The organism is Hyphomicrobium sp., from assembly GCF_019753045.1.
Lineage (GTDB): Bacteria > Pseudomonadota > Alphaproteobacteria > Rhizobiales > Hyphomicrobiaceae > Hyphomicrobium_B.
The window spans coordinates 126,812-145,555 of record NZ_JAIELN010000017.1 but is presented as its reverse complement, the minus strand read 5'-3'; the positions used below and the strand labels follow the sequence as shown (position 1 = coordinate 145,555).

Below are 18,744 nucleotides of genomic sequence, written 5' to 3'. Positions count from 1 at the left end.
AACGCGCCACGAGGCGCTTCATCGCCTGCAGCGGGTTTGCGCCCTTGGCTTCCCTGAGCCGCATGATGCGGCCCGTCAGCATCAAGCCCCAAGTCGATGCGTTGACAAAGAGGCTCTCCGAATGCCCGCGATGCTTCTCCCACGCGCCACCGGAAATCTTGTCTGCGATGAAAGCATTTGCCGTCTCGGCGTCCGGAATGCGCAGCAGCGCCTCGGCGAGGCACATCAGGATCACGCCTTCGTCCGTCGCCAGGCCGTATTCGTGCATGAACGCATCGACGCCGGCGTGGCTCGCCTTGTCCGCCCGCGCCGCATGCACAAGCCGCCGCGCCACGTCCGCGGTCCGCCGCCGCTCGTCCTCGGTGAAGAGCGCACGTTCGATCAGAGCGCCGACAAGCCGCGGCTCGTCCGTGAGATACTGTGCGGCGAACTCGTCCCGTGACGGGAGACCCCGTTGTGTCACGCTATCCTCGCGCCGCAATATCGCGACCATAATGTTCCCGCTGATAAAAGGCGCTCACAGCGATTCGCCCAGAGCCAATATTAGCAGATTGAGGAGCCCGCGCCTGCGGTCGAAAAAGCTGCCACCAGCTTCTCCCCTTGACGACTTGCCCGTAATCCCTGCACCACTGCCCTGAAATCTCATCTGGGCCTAAGCTTTGTCCGAAATCATCAAAGTCGTCCGCAACCTGCGCGACCTCCGAAAAGCCACCTCGAAATGGCGCCAGCGTGGCCAGACGATCGCCCTCGTGCCGACGATGGGCGCGCTGCACGCAGGCCACCTTGCGCTCGTCAAGCTTGCCAGGAAGAAGGCGGACAAGGTCGTCGTTTCGATCTTCGTCAACCCTACGCAATTCGGGCCAGACGAAGATCTCTCGCGTTACCCGCGCGACGAGGCCGGTGACCTGATAAAGCTCGCCGATGCCGACGCTAATCTCGTTTGGGCGCCAGCCGTCGAGGAAATGTATCCGGAGGGCTTTTCCGTGGGGGTTCGCGCCGGGAGCGCCGCCAAGGATCTCGACGGCGCGTTCCGTCCTAACCACTTCGACGGCGTGGCGACGGTATGCACGAAGCTCTTCAACCAGGTCACGCCCGACATCGCGATTTTTGGCGAAAAAGACTATCAGCAGCTCACCGTGCTGCGGCAAGTCGTGCGCGATCTCAATACGCCCGTGAAGCTGATTGGTGGACCGACCAAGCGTGACACAGACGGGCTGGCGCTTTCATCCCGCAATGCCTATCTGAGTGAAGCAGAACGCAGGATTGCCCCCGCGCTATACGCCGTAATTTCCTCGCTCGCCGAAGACGTTGCAAATGGCGCGGATGTGCCGACCGGCATTTCTAACGCCAAGCGCAAGCTCATCGCAGCCGGGTTTGCGAGAATTGACTACATCGAAGTCCGCGACGCGGAAACGCTGGCCGTGCCTCCTGCGGCAGATGGATGGGCGCTGCGCGTGCTGGCCGCTGTTTGGCTCGGCAAGACGCGATTGATCGATAACGTCGCAGTCTAAGGCATTTGGCGCGTTGCAGTGCCGCCACAAGTCGCAAACGCGATGGTGGCATGCCCCCGGCTCAGGCTATAAGGAACCCTCAAGATTCGCATCAGCGGCTTCTGCTGTCGTGCGTCCCGCCGCTTCTTTCGGAACGTGTGGTCACGCCTCAGACGATCAAGGGCTGTAGATGAGCCGATCTCAAACCGACCTCTTTCCGGAATTCGATAGCGAAATGACTGAAAAATCGTCGCGTGCACGCAAGCCCGTCGAAACTGGCTACAGCGAGCATCATATCGAGGTGCTCGAAGGCCTGGAGCCTGTACGCCGCCGCCCCGGCATGTACATCGGCGGCACTGACGAAAAAGCGATGCACCACCTCTTCGCCGAGGTGATCGATAACTCGATGGACGAGGCTGTCGCCGGACACGCGACGTGGATCGAAGTCGAACTTTCGGCCGACGGCTTTCTGACGGTTACCGACAACGGCCGCGGCATTCCGATCGGCCCGCACCCGAAATACAAGAACAAGAGCGCGCTCGAAGTCGTGCTGACTGTGCTGCACGCCGGCGGCAAGTTCGACTCGAAGGCCTACAATACGTCCGGCGGCTTGCACGGCGTCGGCGTCTCCGTCGTCAACGCACTGTCCGAAACGCTCGAAGTCCAGGTGGCGCGCGACCAGCAGCTCTACCGGATGGTATTCTCGCGCGGCGAGCCGCAAACCAAGCTCGAGAAGCTCGGCTCGATCATGAACCGGCGCGGCACCAAAGTCCGCTTCAAGCCGGACGAAAAGATCTTCGGCAAAGGCTGCGCTTTCAAGCCCGCTCGCCTGATGAAGATGGCCCGCTCGAAGGCCTACCTTTTCGGCGGCGTCGAAATCCGCTGGAAGTGCGCCCCCGACCTTATCAAGGACGAAACGCCCGCCGAAGCGGTGTTCCACTTCCCCGGCGGCTTGAGCGACTACTTGACGTCGTCGATCGAGGGGCAGGCGCGCGTCACCAAGGACATCTTTTCGGGTCGCATCGAGAAGGAAGACGGTCACGGATCGGTCGAATGGGCCGTCGCCTGGATCGCCGACGAGGATGGCTTCTCGTCCTCCTACTGCAACACCATTCCGACGGCCGAAGGCGGCACGCACGAGAACGGCCTGCGTCAGGCGTTGTACAAGGGCCTCCGCGCCTATGGCGAACTCGTCAACGTCAAGAAGGCAATCCAGATCACGTCGGAAGACGTCATGGGCACGGCAGCGTCGATGCTGTCGGTCTTCATCCGCGAACCCGAATTCCAGGGGCAGACGAAAGACAAGCTCGCAACCGCGGAAGCAACAAAGATCGTTGAAACGGCCGTCCGCGACGCCTTCGATCACTGGCTCGCAGATAGCCCGCAACAGGCGACAAAGCTCCTCGAGTGGACCATCGATCAGTCCGAGGAGCGCCTAAAGCGCCGCCGCGAGAAAGAGGTCGGCCGCCAGTCCGCGACGCGCAAATTGCGCCTTCCCGGCAAGCTTGCCGACTGCTCGATTCAGCAGGCAGCAGGCACAGAAATCTTCATCGTCGAAGGAGACTCCGCCGGTGGCAGCGCCAAGAGCGCGCGCGATCGCGAAACTCAGGCGATCCTGCCGCTGCGCGGCAAGATCCTGAACGTCGCCAACGCGTCCTCGGCGAAGCTGTCACAAAACCAGCTGCTCTCCGATCTCATTCAGGCACTCGGCGTCGGCACCGGCACCAAATATCGCGACGAGGATTTGCGCTACGAGCGCGTGATCATCATGACGGACGCCGACGTGGACGGCGCGCACATCGCCTCGCTGCTGATCACCTTCTTCTATCAGGAGACGCCGGAACTCGTTGAAAACGGCCATCTGTTTCTGGCAGTCCCGCCGCTCTACAAAATCTCCGACAAGAGCGACGTTGTTTATGCGCGCACCGAAGCGCATCGCGACGAACTTCTCGCCACGCACTTTAAGGGCCGGAAGCCGAAGGTTACGCGCTTCAAAGGCCTCGGCGAGATGGACTTCAAGGATCTCAAAGAGACGACGATGGACAAGAAGCGGCGAACGCTTCTGCGCGTTGGCATCAGCGAAGACGGACGTGGCGGATTGGGCGATGCCGTCAATGCGCTGATGGGCTCGAAGCCCGAAGCTCGTTACCGCTTCATCCAGGAACACGCGGCTTTCGCGAAAGACCTGGATATCTAAGACGAAACGATAGGCTGGCAGCTTGAACGAGGGGAGCGCAAACGCTCCTCTCGTTTTTTATTTGCCGTCGCGAAGAGACGCTTCGTTCTCGCGCGCGATCGCATCGGCGTCGCTCACCTTGGCGTATTCGAGCGTATCGGTATCGACGTAGACGTTACCGCCCGGCTCCGGCGCATATTTTTCACCCAGAACCTCGATGACGGTCGGATGGCGATCCTCGACCTTGCCATGCGGCGAGTTGAAGTAACCCTCAACGACGATCCCCTTCTCCCGGTATTCGGGATCCTGCAGCAGCAGTTCGTGCAAGCCCTTGAGCTTGTAGTGGGGCACGGAGGCGAAGACGTGGTGCGGGAGGTGATAATCCATCCCGAACGGAAAGACCGCGTAACGAATGAACGGATTGACCAGGAACACCCGGGTGTTCGTGTAACGTCCGCGATCGGCATTTCCGTGCTGCACCCACTGTCGCATGATCATGAACAGCGGGAACGCCGTAAACAGCGGCAGAATCCAGAGCAGGCCGAAATACGCCCACGCCGGGCCCCAGCCCGCGACTTCGATCCCCGTGAGAGCGGAGTAGAGGATCGCCATAAAGAGGATGCGGCTGATGTTCGTCGTCCGATGGGAGATCACCGTCTCGACGTGCGCATGCGGCAGCTTTTCCTCATCGAGAAAATAGAAGTACGCGACAGCCGCGGCCGTCATCGCGCCAAGCGCCGCGAAGGCCCACGCGCCATGTCCCAACTTGATGAGCGTGATCGCAGCTGCGGGCGCCGACACGGCGTAAATGACGCCCATCAGTGTCGGTAGGCGTTCGCCCTTGCGCTCTCGGTCCATGTACGGGTTGTTGTCGGTACCGAGCGCGCTGTAGCGGGCACGCACGATCATGTAGCGGAAGAGGTTCGGCAGCCAAAGCTGCTTCCCGAGTTCCTTCAACATCTCGAAATGAGTGATCGGGAAGTCGAGATCATGACCGCTTTCATTGAGCTGGGCCCAATCGGGATCGCGGAGCGGATCGTTGATGAATTGGTGATGCGCGAGATGGTGCAGCCGGTATTGGAACGTCGACGTATAGATCGGAAACCCGCCGAGCCAATCGGACACCAATTCATTCAGGGTCTTATTTTCAAAGAGGATGAAGTGCGTCCCCTCGTGAATGACGCCGCCGAACTGGTGCTGCGACGCGCCGACCACTGCGATGCACAACAGCGTCATGGGGATATTCCACCACCACCCGAGACCTGCATCCGCGACCGCGCCGTAGCTCCAAATGGTCAAGCCAATCGATGCAGCGATGACGAGGTAGACAAACGCTATATGGCGGAAATTCGTGTAGTTATCGCGCTTCTTGAGCTCTCGGATGGCGTCACCGCGGCGGACGCCTCTCGGGCGCGCTTCTCCGCCCGTCGCGGTCTCGCGAATGGTCAGGCCGGCGTCAGCCATCGAAGAACGAGCATTTCCAGCCATCGATCGAGATCCTCGCGAATTTCAGCGGCGCTCGCGTATCTCTAACCTGAGAATCACGCCGCACTAGGCGACGCCATCGACTTTTAGCGAACCTGCGTGTCCGACTGGTATCTGCGCCCCCGGCAGATATTTACGGCACGGAATATCGATCCAAAAGTCATTTTCGCTAATACGACAAATAAGCCCTTCTCGGGCCCGGGACAATTTGTGACCGCATTGGGGCGGACCGATTGCCTACGCCTCGCTACGGTTAATGCGCGCTGCAGTGATTCGTCCACGGCGACGCATCGCACGCGTCCGGTATCGGCACGTCCGGTATCGCTGTGAAGTCGCGTTTCCGGCCGTACCCACTGCGCGCGTCGCAAAAAAATTGAGAAAATAAGGAGCTCTATCTAATGAACAGCCGCGCACTCGCCGCTGAAGCATTCGGCACATTCATGCTGATGTCGTCCATTCTGGGCTCAGCATTTTACTCCTTCGGAGCACCATCGGGAGCCGCAGGTATTCTCGGCGTCGCATTCTGCATCGGCATTACTGTCATGGCGACGGCCTTCGCCATCGGCCACATATCCGGCGGACATTACAATCCAGCCGTAACGCTTGGTCTTGTTGCCGGCGGCCGTTTCGAGCTTGGAAAGGCCGTGTTCTACATTCTGGCGCAACTCATCGGAGCCTGCGCAGCCTGCGGAATCTTCTCTCTCGTCGGTCACACCAGCCCGACATTTGCGGCCAATGGTTTTGGCGAACTTTCGATGCTGAAGGCGAGCCTGTCTGAGGTCTTTATCCTCGAGACCGTGCTGACCGCCTTTTTCCTCGTTGTCATCATGGGCGTGACCCGGGTGAACGGGCCGGCACTTCTCGCTCCTGCGGCCATCGGCCTGGCCCTGACCGCGATCCACATCATGTCGATCCCGATCTCCAATACGTCGGTCAACCCCGCCCGTAGCTTCGGGCCGGCCGTCTATGCCGCCGGGCTGCCCTTGTCTCAGGTCTGGTTGTTCTTTGCTGCCCCCATTCTGGGAGGCGTCATTGGCGGCCTATTCGGACGGTGGCTGCTCAAGGCCGACGCATAAGGACGATATCCGGGGCGAGCGGCCGAATTCGCTCGCCCAATCCTCCCTGTGACACAACCCCGCGGGCTCAGTAGCCTAAACCGGCGAGATTCCCTTGCGCTAGGCCGAGATGTATGCGAGCACCCGAGCGTGCCGGAGCGCAGGGGATCGATTTGCGCGTTTTTTTATGCTTTTTGATCCGCACTCCTATTCGGCTTAGGTCCTTTCGGCACCCGTCCCCCCTGCGCTCTTGAAAGACTGTCTGACGCTGCGTTGCGCCGGACCATCCGAGCTGTGCAGATGGAGATACTGACTTTTGGAAACCAAGACGTTCGCTGACCTCGGGCTTTCGCCCAAGGTTCAAGCGGCCATAACGGCTGCGGGTTACGCAAACCCCACCCCGATTCAAGCCGCCGCCATCCCGGTTGCCGTTACCGGACGAGACGTGCTCGGCATTGCCCAGACGGGCACAGGAAAAACGGCTTCGTTCGTCCTCCCGATGATCACGCGCCTCGAAACCGGCCGCGCGCGAGCACGAATGCCCCGTTCGTTGATCCTCGCTCCGACCCGTGAGCTTGCTGCCCAGGTCGCGCAAAGTTTCGAAAAATACGGCGTAAATCATAAACTGCAGGTCGCGCTGCTCATCGGCGGCGTTTCGATGGACGACCAGGTCAAGAAGCTTGACCGTGGCGTCGACGTTCTGATCGCAACCCCTGGCCGGCTCCTCGACCATTTCGGGCGTGGCCGCGTCATGCTGATGGGCGTCGAAATCCTCGTCATCGACGAAGCCGACCGCATGCTCGACATGGGCTTCATTCCGGACATCGAGAAAATCTGCAAGCTTCTACCGCCACGGCGCCAGACGCTCTTCTTCTCGGCGACGATGCCGCCGGAGATCACACGGCTCGTCAATCAGTTCCTGAACAATCCCGAGCGGATCGAAGTCGCGAAGCCCGCGACGACCGCGAAGACCATCACGCAGCGCTTCGTCTATTGTCCGAACGGCGAAGACTGGGCGAAGCGCGACGTCCTGCGCAATTTGATCCGGGAAGGCAACGTCAAGAACGCCATCATCTTCTGCAACCGCAAGCGTGACGTCGCCGTCCTCTTCAAATCGCTGACGAAGCATGGCTTCAACGCTGGTGCGCTTCACGGCGATATGGATCAGGCGAGCCGCATGGACACGCTCGACAAATTCCGCGCCGGCGAAATCATGCTGCTGGCGGCATCCGACGTTGCAGCGCGCGGCCTCGACATCCCTGACGTCTCGCACGTCTTCAATTTCGACCTGCCGTGGGCCGCCGACGACTACGTGCATCGCATCGGCCGCACGGGCCGGGCGGGTCGCGAAGGTTATGCAGCCTCGCTCGTCAGTCCGGACGATCTGAAGTTCGTCAAGGACATCGAAAAGATTACCGGCGAAGCGCCTGTATGGCTTGGCGACGCCCCGAGCGAAGAGGATTTCGCGAGTGCCGGCAAACGCCGCCGGGGTCGTGGCGGACGCGGTCAAAGCTCAGGCGCCGATAAATCACGTAGGCCTCAGCAGGCTGCGCACCGGGCTGGCCGGCCGCAGGATCATAAAGACCGCGCACCCGAGCACCGGGAGCGTCAGCCTCAGCAAAGCGCTCGCCAGCCGCATCACGAGACCAGTCAGCCGGACTATCTGGAGCCGATCGAGCAATCTCACCGCCAGGAGCGTAGACGCACGCCCCGCCCGGAGAGAGCGCCGCAACCGCAATCCGAACAGCCACGGCAGCAGCACGCAAGATCCGAGCGCTCAAGATCATCCGATCATTCAAGATCCGAGCAACCAAGACTCGAGCATCCGAGATCTGAGCATCCGAGATCTGATCAGCCGAGCCTTGATCACCCAAGATCCGAGCACGCACGGTCCGAGCATCCTCGCCGGTCCGCAGAACCGACACGGCGCCCGCAGCGTCCGAAACCCGCTCCTGATGCGTGGACGGACGAGCCCGCCCCCGCGCAGCGGCACGCACGCCATGGCCATGAGAGGCCGGAAAAGCGTGAAGCGGCAAGGGAAGCGCCTCGTAAGCAGCAACCCTCTCACAAGGGTGATGAGCGCTTGGGCTTTGCCGAGAACGTGCCTGCGTTCATGCGCAAGCCACCGCGTCCGATCAAAGTCCCCGGACGCGGCTGAGACTAACGCTCAGCGCTTCTTCGACTTTGCGTGAGGTTTGGCCGGCTTCGCCGTTTGAGCGGTGCGAGCAGGCCGCGCCACTCGCTTGGCTTGCGACGCTGCATATTTTGCCGCCGCGACCGACGCGGATGCCCAGTCTCGTAGGTCCTCCGTATCGTCGAGCAGGCGCTCGGGCAGCAGCCAATAGGAATGCAGTTCCGCGCGGCCGTTCTTCGTCATGTACGAGAACGCGCGCGAACCTTCGGCCGCAAACCTCGGCCGCGTCTCGTCCGACGTCTTGAGATAGATCGCACCGTCGTCGATGATCGCGAAGAAGATGCCGTCGAAATAAACGCCGACGCCGCCAAACATGCGCCGCCCGCGAACCGAGCCCGCACGGCCCAGCGCATCCTTCAGAATTTCGAGAATTTCGTCATTGGCGGACATGATTGACCGTCATGCCCGCATCCAGATCACACGTCGGCCGGAGCAAATCCAGGAGGCGTTGCCGGCTCGAGATTGACGCTCTCGCCGCAACCGCACGCGCTCTTCTGGTTCGGGTTGTTGAACACGAACTGCGAAGAAAGCTTATCGGTCTTGTAGTCCATCTCGGTGCCGAGCAGATACATCATCGCAGCCGGGTCGATCAGGACGACGGCGCCCTTTTCCTCGATGATCTCGTCGAACTTCCCGATCTCTTCCGCCCACGTCATGGTGTATTCCATGCCCGCACAGCCGCCCTTCTTCACCCCGATCTTGAGGGCTTTGACGCCGGGCTTCTGCGCAATGAGCGCCGAAACGCGCGCCGCAGCGGCGTCGGTCAGGGTCATGACTTTTGGCATTATTCTAAGCGAGGGCACGCGGGCCTCCGTATGTGCGAGTCGTGGCAACAGCCACATCATATAAGAATTCAGGGCTCAAATGCGAGTGCGTCCTCAAAACATGCCGACAGCGAGGCGCGCCTCATCCGACATCCGGCTCTGATCCCAAGGCGGATCGAAAACGATGGCGACTTTCGTCTGCGCGACGCCCGGAACCGCATTGACGGCATTTTCAACCCAAATCGGCATTTCGCCGGCAACCGGGCATCCAGGAGCCGTTAAGGTCATGTTGATCGCGACATTGCGGTCGTCGTCGATCTCGACCTTGTAGATCAAGCCCAGCTCGTAGATGTCAGCAGGGATCTCGGGATCGTAAACGGTCTTCAGTGCGGCGACGATTTCGGTCGTCAGTCGCTCGATCTCTTCAGGCGGCAGCGCTGTCGCCGCAGCCGTCGCATTTTGATCGGTCGTCTTTTGCTCAGACGTCGCAATGTCCGGCACGGGGTCCGGAGCAACACCGCCATCAGGAGGCGATGTCGGCGGCGCGTCGAGCGCTTCGACTGCCTGCTTCACGGCGGCGCGGTCTTCGATCTGCTTCCCGTCCATCCGGAAGCTCCTCAGGTAAAAAGGTCATGGGCTTTGGTCAGCGCTGCCACCAGCGCGTCAGCCTCGGCCTTTGTGTTGTACAACGCGAAAGACGCGCGGCAGGTTGCGGTAACCCCAAGCCGCTCCATCAGAGGCTGCGCGCAGTGATGACCGGCGCGAATAGCCACGCCCGACCGGTCGATGATCGTCGAAACGTCATGCGGGTGCAGCCCGTCGATCGTGAACGAAAAGATCGAACCTTTTCCCGGCGCAGTCCCGTAAAGCTTCAGCCACGGCAGTTCCGCCAGGCGTTCCGCCGCGTAGGCGCCAAGCTCCGCCTCGTAGAGCGAAATCTTCTCGCGGCCGATCTGCATCATGTAATTGAGCGCGGCGCCCAGTCCGATGGCTTCGACGATGGCCGGGGTACCCGCTTCGAACCGGTGCGGCGGCTGGTTGTACGTCACATTGTCGAGCGTCACAGTCTCGATCATATCGCCGCCGCCCTCGTACGGCGGCATGGCAGCGAGGTGCTGGCGCTTCGCATAAAGCACGCCGATACCCGTCGGCCCGTACGTCTTGTGGCCCGTGAAGACATAGAAATCGGCATCGAGATCGCGAACGTCGACGCCCATGTGCACGGCCGCCTGACTGCCGTCGACGAGAACCGGCACGCCTTTCGCGTGCGCAATCCTGATGATTTCCTTCACCGGATTGATCGTGCCGAGCACGTTCGACATATGCGTAACGGCGACGAGCTTCGTGCGCTTCGTGATCAGGCTCTCGAGCTTTTCAATGATCAGCTCGCCGCTGTCCGTCATCGGCGCCCATTTCAGAACGGCGCCCTTCCGCTCGCGCAGAAAGTGCCAGGGCACGATGTTGGCGTGATGCTCCATGATCGTGATGAGGATCTCGTCGCCCTCGCCGACCCGGGGTTCGCCGAATGAACGCGCGACGAGATTGATCGCGCTCGTTGCGTTGCGCGTGAAGATGATCTCGTCCTGGTACTCGGCATTGAGAAAGCGCCGCACGGTCTCCCGTGCCGCCTCGTAGTGCTCCGTCGCGGTATTCGAGAGATAGTGCAGCCCGCGATGCACGTTCGCGTACTCGAACCGATAGGCGTGATCCATCGCCTCGATGACGGAGAGCGGCTTCTGCGCCGACGCCCCATTGTCGAGATAGACGAGCGGACGATCGTTCACCTCGCGAAAGAGGATCGGAAAGTCGGCCCGAATGCTTTCGACGTTATAAGGCGCCGCCGTCAGCCCCGCGTGGGAGGCCGTGCTTCTCGCTACATCAATCGACGTTTCGCGTCCCATATGCCTATCCGCGTGGCGAGCGGCCGAGCCACTGCATCGCGTACGATGCAAGCGCCTCTCTGAGCCCCTCGTGCTCGACCTTGTCGAGCGCCTCACCAATGAACGATTCGATCATCAGCGCGCGGGCTTCCTTCTCAGGAATTCCCCGCGAGCGGCAGTAGAAGAGAAGATCGGAATCGAGTTCCGCACTCGTCGTACCATGACCGCAAACGACATCGTCGGCGTAAATTTCGAGTTCGGGCTTTGAATCGAACTCCGCATCTTCAGACAGCATCAACGCTTGCGACATCTGCTTGCCGTCAGTCTTCTGCGCGTCGGGCCGAACGATGACCTTGCCTTGGAACACACCGCGGCCGTGACCGTCGAGAACGCCCTTGAACAGCTCGCGGCTCTCACAACGCGGCACCGCATGGTCGACGACGAGTGTGTTGTCGACGTGCTCGGAGTGCCGCGCCAGATACGCGCCCGAAAGGTCGAGCTTGCCGCCTTCGCCGTCGAAAAGAATGTTGGCGCCGTGCCGCGCAAAGCCTAGGCTCGATGAAAATTGGAAGCCGCGATAGGTTGCATCAGCTGCCAACGTCACCTCGCAGTTCGAAAGGTGCAGCGACTTGCCTTCGTCGACCGCCGACAGGACGTGATTGAGCGTCGCGCCCTTCCCGACCGACACTTCCGCGAGAGCATTGAAATGCGCGTCGCGAACAGCGCCCGGCAACACGACACTCGCTTCGACGATGGTCGCGCTGGCGCCTTCGCCGACGGTGATCAAATTCCGGACGGTAACGGCGTTCGCCTCAGACCCCGCACGAACGAAAACGATCAGCAGCGGCTTGGCGACCGACGCACCCTTGGCAACATCCACGATGGCGCCGTCGGTCATGAAAGCCGTATTGAGCGCCTCGACAGCGTCGCCGCCCGCTGGCGTCGAAGCCAAGTTGGCAACGGCCTCTTCCGACGCCGACTGAAGCGCCTTCCCAACGGTCGAGATCGCCAATCCCTGGGCATCCGCGATATCGCTGAGGTCTGCGCGATGGTGGCCGTTCACGAACACGATGCGATGCGCGTCGACGTGAGCCAACGGCCCAAGCGCAACGATGAGTTCGCCGATCGTCAGCGGAGTCTTATCCTCGACGGCTGCCGGCAGCACCTCTTTGAGGTTGGCGCGCAGATCCGTGTATTTCCACTCTTCGATCCGCCGGTGCGGAAGCCCGAGACCGCCGAACGTGCCGATGGCCTGCGCACGGCGCTCCTTCACCGCCGCACTACCCGGAAGCTTTGCAGCGGCCGCCTCGAAGCTCTCCGAGATGGCCTGCTCGGCCTTGGTCTTCATAACTGCTACGTTCATGTTCACGCTGCCTTGTTCGTATATTCAGCGTAGCCTGATTTCTCGAGTTCGAGCGCGAGTTCCTTGCCGCCCGTCTTCTGGATGCGCCCGTCCGCGAGCACGTGCACCTTGTCCGGCACGATGTAATTCAAGAGGCGCTGATAGTGCGTAATGACGAGGAATGCGCGGTCCGGCGAACGAAGCGCGTTGACGCCTTCCGAGACGATCCGCAGTGCGTCGATGTCGAGGCCCGAATCCGTTTCGTCGAGCACGCACAGCGTCGGCTCGAGAAGTCCCATCTGCAGGATTTCCGAACGCTTCTTTTCACCGCCCGAGAACCCGACGTTGACTGGACGCTTTAGCATTTCGATGTCGATGTTGAGTTTCGCGCCCTTCTCCTTCGCGAGCTTCAGGAAGGCAGGCGTCGTCAGCTCGGTTTCGCCGCGCTTCTTACGAACTGAGTTGAGCGCCGTACGAAGAAACGTCAGGCCGGCCACACCCGGAATTTCCATCGGATATTGGAACGCCAGGAACACACCCTTGGCGGCGCGCTCGTCCGGTTCCATGTCGAGGATCGACTCGCCATTCCAAAGGATGTCGCCATCGGTGACTTCATAGCCGTCGCGCCCCGCGAGCACATACGCGAGCGTCGACTTGCCGGAGCCGTTCGGCCCCATGATGGCGTGCACCTCGCCTTTCGGCACTGTCAGCGAAAGTCCCTTGAGGATCTCCCGATCCTCATCCTGAAGCTTTACGTGCAGGTTTTTGATTTCAAGCATTTTCACTGATCCAATAGTTCGCGTATTTTATCTTTGATGTCTTTTTCCCGACGGTGAAGCTCTGCCAAGCGCTTCGCGTTTTCGCCCGTCGCCACCATTATCCCATCAACGGTGATGCTCTCGACGAATGAGTTGTGCTCCTTTGCCAGCGCCCGCTCTTCTTCGATCGCCTGCTCCAATTCGGTCTGCATGTCAGCGATTAACCCACGCTTCCTTCAAGCGAGATGCCGATGAGCTTCTGGGATTCGGCCATGAACTCCATCGGCAGCTGCTGCAGCACATCGCGGACGAAGCCGTTGACGACGAGCGCAACCGCCTCTTCCGACGAAAGCCCGCGCTGACGGCAGTAGAACAGCATGTCGTCCGAGATCTTCGACGTCGTCGCCTCGTGCTCGAAGTGTGCGCTCGAGTTCTTCGCTTCGATGTAAGGCACGGTGTGCGCGCCGCACTTGTCGCCGATGAGCAGCGAGTCGCAGTTCGTGAAGTTACGAACGCCCGTCGCCTTCCGGTGCGCCGACACGAGACCGCGATAGGTGTTCTGCGAATAGCCGGCCGCGATGCCCTTCGAGATGATGCGGCTCGACGAATTCTTGCCGAGATGGATCATCTTCGTTCCGCTGTCGACCTGCTGGTAGCCGTTCGAAACCGCGATCGAATAGAATTCGCCGCGGGAATAGTCGCCGCGCAGAATGCAGCTCGGATATTTCCACGTGATGGCGGAGCCGGTTTCCACCTGCGTCCACGAGATCTTCGAATGATGGCCGCGGCAATCGCCGCGCTTCGTCACGAAGTTATAGATGCCGCCCTTGCCCTGAGCGTCGCCCGGATACCAGTTCTGCACCGTCGAGTATTTGATCTCGGCATCGTCGAGCGCCACAAGCTCGACGACCGCTGCGTGCAACTGGTTCTCGTCGCGCATCGGCGCGGTGCAACCTTCGAGATAGGATACGTACGCGCCGCGATCGGCGATGATCAGCGTGCGCTCGAACTGTCCCGTCTGCTTCGCATTGATGCGGAAATACGTCGAAAGCTCCATGGGGCAGCGCACGCCTTCCGGCACGTACACGAACGAGCCGTCGGAGAACACTGCCGAGTTCAGCGACGCGTAGAAGTTATCCGACTGCGGCACGACGGAGCCCAGATACTTCCTCACGAGCTCGGGGTGCTCGCGCACGGCTTCCGAGATCGAGCAGAAGATCACGCCCGCTTTCTTCAGTTCGTCCTTGAACGTCGTGACGACCGAGACGCTGTCGAATACAGCGTCGACCGCGACGCGCGACGACGTCACGCCCGCGAGAACTTCCTGCTCCTTGAGCGGAATGCCGAGCTTGTTATAGGTCTCGAGCAACTCCGGATCGACTTCGGCGAGGCTCTTCGGCCCCTCGGTCGATTTCGGCGCCGAGTAGTAATAGAGATCCTGAAAATCGATCTTCGGATAATTCACCTTCGCCCACGTAGGCTCGGTCATCGCCTTCCAGCGGGTGAACGCCTCGAGCCTCCAATTCAGAAGCCACTCAGGCTCGCCCTTCTTGGCCGAGATGTAGCGCACGGTCGACTCATCGAGGCCCTTCGGCGCCCGGATGCTGTCGATCACCGTCTCGAAACCATACTTGTACTGGTCGACATCGATCTTCCGAACGTGATCGATTGTCTCCTGAACAGCAGCCATTTCTTTCCGTCTCTCTTTCAATGCCGCCAACCGGCGGCCCTTCAACTAAATGCCGTTACGCAGCGAGCGCCGATGCCCCTGCGATTGTCGCCCACGCAGCCAGAAATGCCGCGATGTCGTGCTTCGTCGTCGTCGGCCCGAGACTGATGCGGATGGTGCCCGCAGCAATGTCGTGACCGAGGCCCATCGCTTCGAGAACGTGGCTCGCACCGACTTTGCCGGATGAGCAAGCCGATCCCGCGCTTACAGCGATTCCGGCGAGATCCAACCTGATGACCAGTGTCTCGGCGAGCTTGCCGGGAAGCGCCAACGCTGTCGTATTTCCGAGGCGCGTCGCGCCTTCGCTGATGATCACGACATCGGGACTGATGCGCTTCAGGTCGGCCTCGAGCTCATCCCGCAAGGCGCTGATGGCCGCCGCAGCCTGCAAGTCGCGAAGCGCGGCGTCTGCCGCTGCGCCAAATCCGGCGATCGCCGCGACGTTCTCTGTTCCCGCCCGCCGCCGTCGTTCCTGCCCGCCACCTCGAAGTAAGGGAACAAGATCTATATGGTCGCGAATGACCAAGGCGCCAATACCTTTAGGCCCGCCCAATTTGTGCGCGGAGAGCGCAAGCGTATCGACACCGAGAGCGGCGAAATCAATCGCCATCCTGCCTGCCGCCTGCACAGCATCGGTATGCACACTGAGCCCATGCGATCGCGCCAGCTCCGCGATTTCCGCGACAGGCTGAACAACGCCGGTTTCATTGTTGGCGAGCTGGAGCGCAAGAAGGGATGGCCCGACGAAACTCCGCGACGATACCTGCTCGGTGACATCTTCGACGCTGACCACACCGTTCCGGTCGACCGGCAGCATAATGATTTCGCCGTGCGCAGAACGGACCGGCGCGAGAACCGAATCGTGCTCGACGCCGCTCGTCAGAATCGACGTCCACGGCTGCGCCACCACCCAGTTGTTGGCTTCCGTCGCGCCACTCGTGAAAACAATTTCGGACGGCTTCGCGCCGACCAGGCGCGCGACGCTTTCGCGCGCGCCCTCAACGACCGCGCGAGCGCGGCGTCCTTCCGCATGAACCGACGAAGGATTGCCGACGACGTCGAGCGCCGCGGTCATCGCAACCTTGGCCTCGGGCCGAAGCGGCGCCGTCGCATTATAATCGAGGTATGTCCGCATGCCCGCCGGCCGCGCAGCAGCGGCTGCGAACGCCGGCCGCGACGAATATCGCCCGCCCCCAACGACGTCGGCGAGATTGACGGATGCCAGGAACTGCCCCGTCGACTCACTGAGCGCGCTCCAAAGCCAATGCGTGACGCAAGGCGTCGCGGCAGAGCAGCGCGGATCGTTATGAGAGCAGCGGGTGAACCGCGTGTCTTCCTCGACCGCTTCCATTACCGCAGCGATCGAGATTTCCGCGGCAGGCTTGGAAAGCCGATAACCGCCAGACCGGCCGCGGGCGCTTTCGACGAGGCCAGCGCGGCGAAGTGGCACGAAAAGTTGCTCGAGATAGGCGAGCGGCAGGCTCTGCCGCTCAGCGACGACCGATAGCGCTATCGCGCCCTCATCGGCATGCCCGGCGAGATCAGCCATGGCCATGACCGCGTACCGGCCTTTGGTCGTCAATTCCACGTCTTTTAATCTCCGGACTATCGCCGCCCCAAGTGGCGACGGAATCCAAACCTTGCGCCCGGCACCCCGGACTGTGCTAAGAGAGCCGCCCTGATCCAATGCCTATTGTAAACGAGCCAGGACCCGCACATTTCGAACGGTTCTAAAGTTATGGAAATCCTGAGCGCCGGAGTCAAGGATTGAGATTAAACCCACAAGGATTTGAACGCTCGGAGGCCGTTGACCGGTTGCCGCAGCTGAACCCCATCACGAAAGATCGAGTAATTTCTGATGCCTGAACTCATTATCAACGGCCCGGGCGGTCGCCTGGAAGCCCGGTATCATCACGAAAGCAACGGCGACAGCCCAATCGCGCTGATCCTGCATCCGCACCCCCAGTTTGGGGGCACGATGAACAATCAGGTCGTCTATTCGCTCTATCACACCTTTGCCGAACGCGGATTTTCTGTGCTGCGGTTCAATTTCCGCGGCGTAGGGCGCAGCCAGGGCGTCTGGGATGGCGGCCCGGGCGAGCTTGCCGATGCGGCATCCGCTCTCGACTGGCTCCAGCAGGTCAAGCCCGACGCCAAGACGTGCTGGATCGCCGGCGTGTCGTTCGGGACCTGGATCGCGATGCAGCTGCTGATGCGGCGCCCCGAGGTCGATGGCTTTATCTGCGTCGCCCCGCCGTCCAATCTCTATGACTTCTCGTTCCTCGCGCCCTGCCCCTCTTCGGGCCTGATCATCAACGGCGACATCGACCGCGTCGTCCCGACGGCGTCGGTCGCCGAAATGGCCGCAAAGGTTAAGGTGCAAAAAGGCATCAAGATCACGCACGAGGTCGTGCCCGGCGCCAACCACTTCTTCGAGAACAAGACAGAAGAACTCGGCAACATCGTCGGCAGCTATCTCGATGACCGGATGATCCAGTTCGAACAGGATCGCGAACGCAACAAGGAACGTGAGCGCGAACGCGAACGCGAACGCCAGCGCCAGCGTGAACTCGAGCGCATGGAATCCCAGAGCACCCCGGCTGCTGCGTCCGCAGGCGAGGACGACGGCGACGACGAATAAGTTCGCGTCGCCCAGCGTCTCGAAATAACGGCCTTCCCGGCCTTCTGACTAATGAATCACATGAGCGGTGGGGTCTGCGCGCAGCCCCCCGCTCATCGGCTCGGCGACGCCCGTCGTACCGGGATACGTGATGGGCAAACCGCGGATCGAGCGAACCGCCAGATAGGCCCACGCTTCCGCTTCCAAGCTGTCGCCGTCGAGTTCCACGGTTTCTGCGGGAACAACCGCGTACTGAACCCGCTCGGCAAGCATCCGCATGATCGCACGGTTCTTGCGGCCGCCCCCCGAAACAATCCAAAGCTCAGGCTCAGTAGGCATATGCTCGCGCGCTCTCGCTATGGCCCGCGCCGTGAAAGCCGCAAGTGTCGCCGCACCGTCCTCGACCGAGAGATGATCGACAAGATCCGTCGAGAAGGTATTCCGGTCGAGTGACTTCGGCGGCGTCTCCGTGAAGTAGCCGTGACTCAGAAAAAGCCGCACTGCTTCCTCGTCGACCTTGCCGTTGGAGGCGGTCGCCCCGCCGGAATCGAGTTGAGCGCCGGTTTTCCGTGCCATCCAATCGTCTAGTAACGCGTTGCCCGGCCCCGTATCGAACGCCAGCAAATGGCCGTCGCGGCCTATCCACGTAACGTTCGCGACGCCCCCGATATTGACGACCGCGACCGGCCGTTGCGGCAGTTTGGACGTGAGCGCACGATGGTAAACCGGAACGAGGGGCGCGCCTTGCCCGCCCGCATGGACGTCGGCGGCTCGGAGATCGTAGACGACGGGACAGCGCGTGAAATTAGCCAGAAGTTCGCCGAGCCCAAGTTGCACGGTCAATCCCGCCTCAGGCTTGTGAAGCACGGTTTGGCCATGAAATCCGATGACATCGACCGACGCCCCATCGATCTCGGTATCCCTGAAAAACTGGCTGACGGCGACAGCATGACGCTCGGTCAGGGCCCGCTCGGCCTCCGCCAGCGAGTGATTACGATCATCCCGCGACTGGAGACCCCCGGCGTCCGCAATTGCGTTTAAGAGAAGCCGCCGCATGGCGTCGTCATAGGGATAGGTCCGCGCTTGGCCGCGACGAACGATGTCCTCCCCGTCCGTTTCCAGAAGGGCTACGTCAACGCCATCGAGCGATGTGCCGCTCATCAGCCCAATCGCCCGCATCAACTTGCCCATGGGCACCTTCCCGTGCATGGTGTCGCCCGCCCGCGGCACGGCTCGATTGGAGCAGCTCGC

The 18,744-nt window shown here is 61.2% G+C and carries 16 protein-coding genes and 1 pseudogene; 5 read left to right on the top strand and 12 right to left on the bottom strand.

Annotated elements, in window-relative coordinates; all coding sequences use genetic code 11:
- A pseudogene (locus K2Q04_RS18405) lies at positions 1-463 on the bottom strand (bifunctional proline dehydrogenase/L-glutamate gamma-semialdehyde dehydrogenase); the annotation flags it as partial.
- A 196-nt stretch (positions 464-659) separates the two neighbouring features.
- Here K2Q04_RS18405 and panC point away from each other — a divergent pair.
- Both panC and parE read left to right on the top strand, forming a co-directional pair.
- Positions 660-1,511: a pantoate--beta-alanine ligase gene (gene panC, locus K2Q04_RS18400; RefSeq protein ID WP_291166253.1), complete on the top strand. Its 852-nt coding sequence runs from the start codon at positions 660-662 to the stop codon at positions 1,509-1,511.
- Between the two features lie 169 nt (positions 1,512-1,680).
- The gene (gene parE / locus K2Q04_RS18395; RefSeq protein ID WP_291166251.1) at positions 1,681-3,687 is read left to right on the top strand and encodes a DNA topoisomerase IV subunit B; all 2,007 of its coding nucleotides are present in this window, start codon (positions 1,681-1,683) and stop codon (positions 3,685-3,687) included.
- Positions 3,688-3,744: 57 nt separating this feature from the next.
- On the opposite strand, the gene K2Q04_RS18390 is transcribed toward parE, so the two are convergent.
- Entirely contained in the window at positions 3,745-5,154 is a 1,410-nt protein-coding gene (locus K2Q04_RS18390) for a fatty acid desaturase (RefSeq protein ID WP_291166249.1), read from the bottom strand.
- Between the two features lie 395 nt (positions 5,155-5,549).
- Here K2Q04_RS18390 and K2Q04_RS18385 point away from each other — a divergent pair, with 395 nt between their 5' ends.
- Together K2Q04_RS18385 and K2Q04_RS18380 are read left to right on the top strand one after the other, a co-directional pair.
- Positions 5,550-6,227 (top strand): aquaporin, encoded by a 678-nt coding sequence (locus K2Q04_RS18385; RefSeq protein ID WP_291166247.1) that lies wholly within the window; start codon positions 5,550-5,552, stop codon positions 6,225-6,227.
- Between the two features lie 295 nt (positions 6,228-6,522).
- Positions 6,523-8,364, top strand: coding sequence for a DEAD/DEAH box helicase (locus K2Q04_RS18380; protein ID WP_291166245.1), 1,842 nt, complete (start codon positions 6,523-6,525; stop codon positions 8,362-8,364).
- Positions 8,365-8,373: 9 nt separating this feature from the next.
- Here K2Q04_RS18380 and K2Q04_RS18375 read toward each other — a convergent pair whose 3' ends face one another.
- From K2Q04_RS18375 to K2Q04_RS18335, 9 genes are all read right to left on the bottom strand, one after another.
- A complete protein-coding gene (locus K2Q04_RS18375) occupies positions 8,374-8,790 on the bottom strand; it encodes a TfoX/Sxy family protein (RefSeq protein ID WP_291166243.1) in 417 nt (138 codons plus the stop codon).
- Between the two features lie 26 nt (positions 8,791-8,816).
- The gene (locus K2Q04_RS18370) at positions 8,817-9,173 is read right to left on the bottom strand and encodes an iron-sulfur cluster assembly accessory protein (RefSeq protein ID WP_291166241.1); all 357 of its coding nucleotides are present in this window, start codon (positions 9,171-9,173) and stop codon (positions 8,817-8,819) included.
- 105 nt (positions 9,174-9,278) lie between these two features.
- Positions 9,279-9,770, bottom strand: a complete 492-nt coding sequence (locus tag K2Q04_RS18365) for an SUF system Fe-S cluster assembly protein (RefSeq protein WP_291166239.1) — start codon at positions 9,768-9,770, stop codon at positions 9,279-9,281.
- A gap of 11 nt (positions 9,771-9,781) precedes the next feature.
- Entirely contained in the window at positions 9,782-11,065 is a 1,284-nt protein-coding gene (locus K2Q04_RS18360) for a cysteine desulfurase (protein ID WP_291166237.1), read from the bottom strand.
- Positions 11,066-11,069: 4 nt separating this feature from the next.
- On the bottom strand, positions 11,070-12,407 hold the full coding sequence (gene sufD, locus K2Q04_RS18355; RefSeq protein ID WP_291166235.1) for a Fe-S cluster assembly protein SufD: 1,338 nt from the start codon (positions 12,405-12,407) through the stop codon (positions 11,070-11,072).
- Positions 12,408-12,409: 2 nt separating this feature from the next.
- On the bottom strand, positions 12,410-13,165 hold the full coding sequence (sufC, locus tag K2Q04_RS18350) for a Fe-S cluster assembly ATPase SufC (protein ID WP_291166233.1): 756 nt from the start codon (positions 13,163-13,165) through the stop codon (positions 12,410-12,412).
- Between the two features lie 2 nt (positions 13,166-13,167).
- Entirely contained in the window at positions 13,168-13,356 is a 189-nt protein-coding gene (locus K2Q04_RS18345; protein WP_291166231.1) for a hypothetical protein, read from the bottom strand.
- Positions 13,357-13,364: 8 nt separating this feature from the next.
- Positions 13,365-14,834 carry a Fe-S cluster assembly protein SufB gene (sufB, locus tag K2Q04_RS18340; protein ID WP_291166229.1) on the bottom strand — a complete coding sequence of 490 codons (1,470 nt, stop codon included), beginning with the start codon at positions 14,832-14,834 and terminating at the stop codon, positions 13,365-13,367.
- 55 nt (positions 14,835-14,889) lie between these two features.
- Positions 14,890-16,461: an aminotransferase class V-fold PLP-dependent enzyme gene (locus K2Q04_RS18335; RefSeq protein WP_291166227.1), complete on the bottom strand. Its 1,572-nt coding sequence runs from the start codon at positions 16,459-16,461 to the stop codon at positions 14,890-14,892.
- 270 nt (positions 16,462-16,731) lie between these two features.
- Between K2Q04_RS18335 and K2Q04_RS18330 the strand changes: the two genes are divergently transcribed.
- Positions 16,732-17,514: an alpha/beta hydrolase gene (locus K2Q04_RS18330; protein ID WP_291166226.1), complete on the top strand. Its 783-nt coding sequence runs from the start codon at positions 16,732-16,734 to the stop codon at positions 17,512-17,514.
- A gap of 48 nt (positions 17,515-17,562) precedes the next feature.
- Here the strand turns inward: K2Q04_RS18330 and K2Q04_RS18325 are convergent, their stop codons facing one another.
- Entirely contained in the window at positions 17,563-18,684 is a 1,122-nt protein-coding gene (locus tag K2Q04_RS18325; protein ID WP_291166225.1) for an anhydro-N-acetylmuramic acid kinase, read from the bottom strand.
- Between the last annotated feature and the right edge of the window lie 60 nt (positions 18,685-18,744).

Excerpts from the sequence above, each read along its gene's own strand:
- K2Q04_RS18330 (WP_291166226.1), top strand. The coding sequence starts at position 16,732 with ATGCCTGAACTCATTATCAACGGCCCGGGCGGTCGCCTGGAAGCCCGG.
- K2Q04_RS18375 (WP_291166243.1), bottom strand. The coding sequence starts at position 8,790 with ATGTCCGCCAATGACGAAATTCTCGAAATTCTGAAGGATGCGCTGGGC.
- sufD (WP_291166235.1), bottom strand. The coding sequence starts at position 12,407 with ATGAACGTAGCAGTTATGAAGACCAAGGCCGAGCAGGCCATCTCGGAG.
- sufC (WP_291166233.1), bottom strand. The coding sequence starts at position 13,165 with ATGCTTGAAATCAAAAACCTGCACGTAAAGCTTCAGGATGAGGATCGG.
- K2Q04_RS18325 (WP_291166225.1), bottom strand. The coding sequence starts at position 18,684 with ATGGGCAAGTTGATGCGGGCGATTGGGCTGATGAGCGGCACATCGCTC.
- K2Q04_RS18365 (WP_291166239.1), bottom strand. The coding sequence starts at position 9,770 with ATGGACGGGAAGCAGATCGAAGACCGCGCCGCCGTGAAGCAGGCAGTC.
- parE (WP_291166251.1), top strand. The coding sequence starts at position 1,681 with ATGAGCCGATCTCAAACCGACCTCTTTCCGGAATTCGATAGCGAAATG.
- K2Q04_RS18345 (WP_291166231.1), bottom strand. The coding sequence starts at position 13,356 with ATGCAGACCGAATTGGAGCAGGCGATCGAAGAAGAGCGGGCGCTGGCA.
- K2Q04_RS18385 (WP_291166247.1), top strand. The coding sequence starts at position 5,550 with ATGAACAGCCGCGCACTCGCCGCTGAAGCATTCGGCACATTCATGCTG.
- K2Q04_RS18370 (WP_291166241.1), bottom strand. The coding sequence starts at position 9,173 with ATGACCCTGACCGACGCCGCTGCGGCGCGCGTTTCGGCGCTCATTGCG.
- sufB (WP_291166229.1), bottom strand. The coding sequence starts at position 14,834 with ATGGCTGCTGTTCAGGAGACAATCGATCACGTTCGGAAGATCGATGTC.
- K2Q04_RS18360 (WP_291166237.1), bottom strand. The coding sequence starts at position 11,065 with ATGGGACGCGAAACGTCGATTGATGTAGCGAGAAGCACGGCCTCCCAC.
- K2Q04_RS18390 (WP_291166249.1), bottom strand. The coding sequence starts at position 5,154 with ATGGCTGGAAATGCTCGTTCTTCGATGGCTGACGCCGGCCTGACCATT.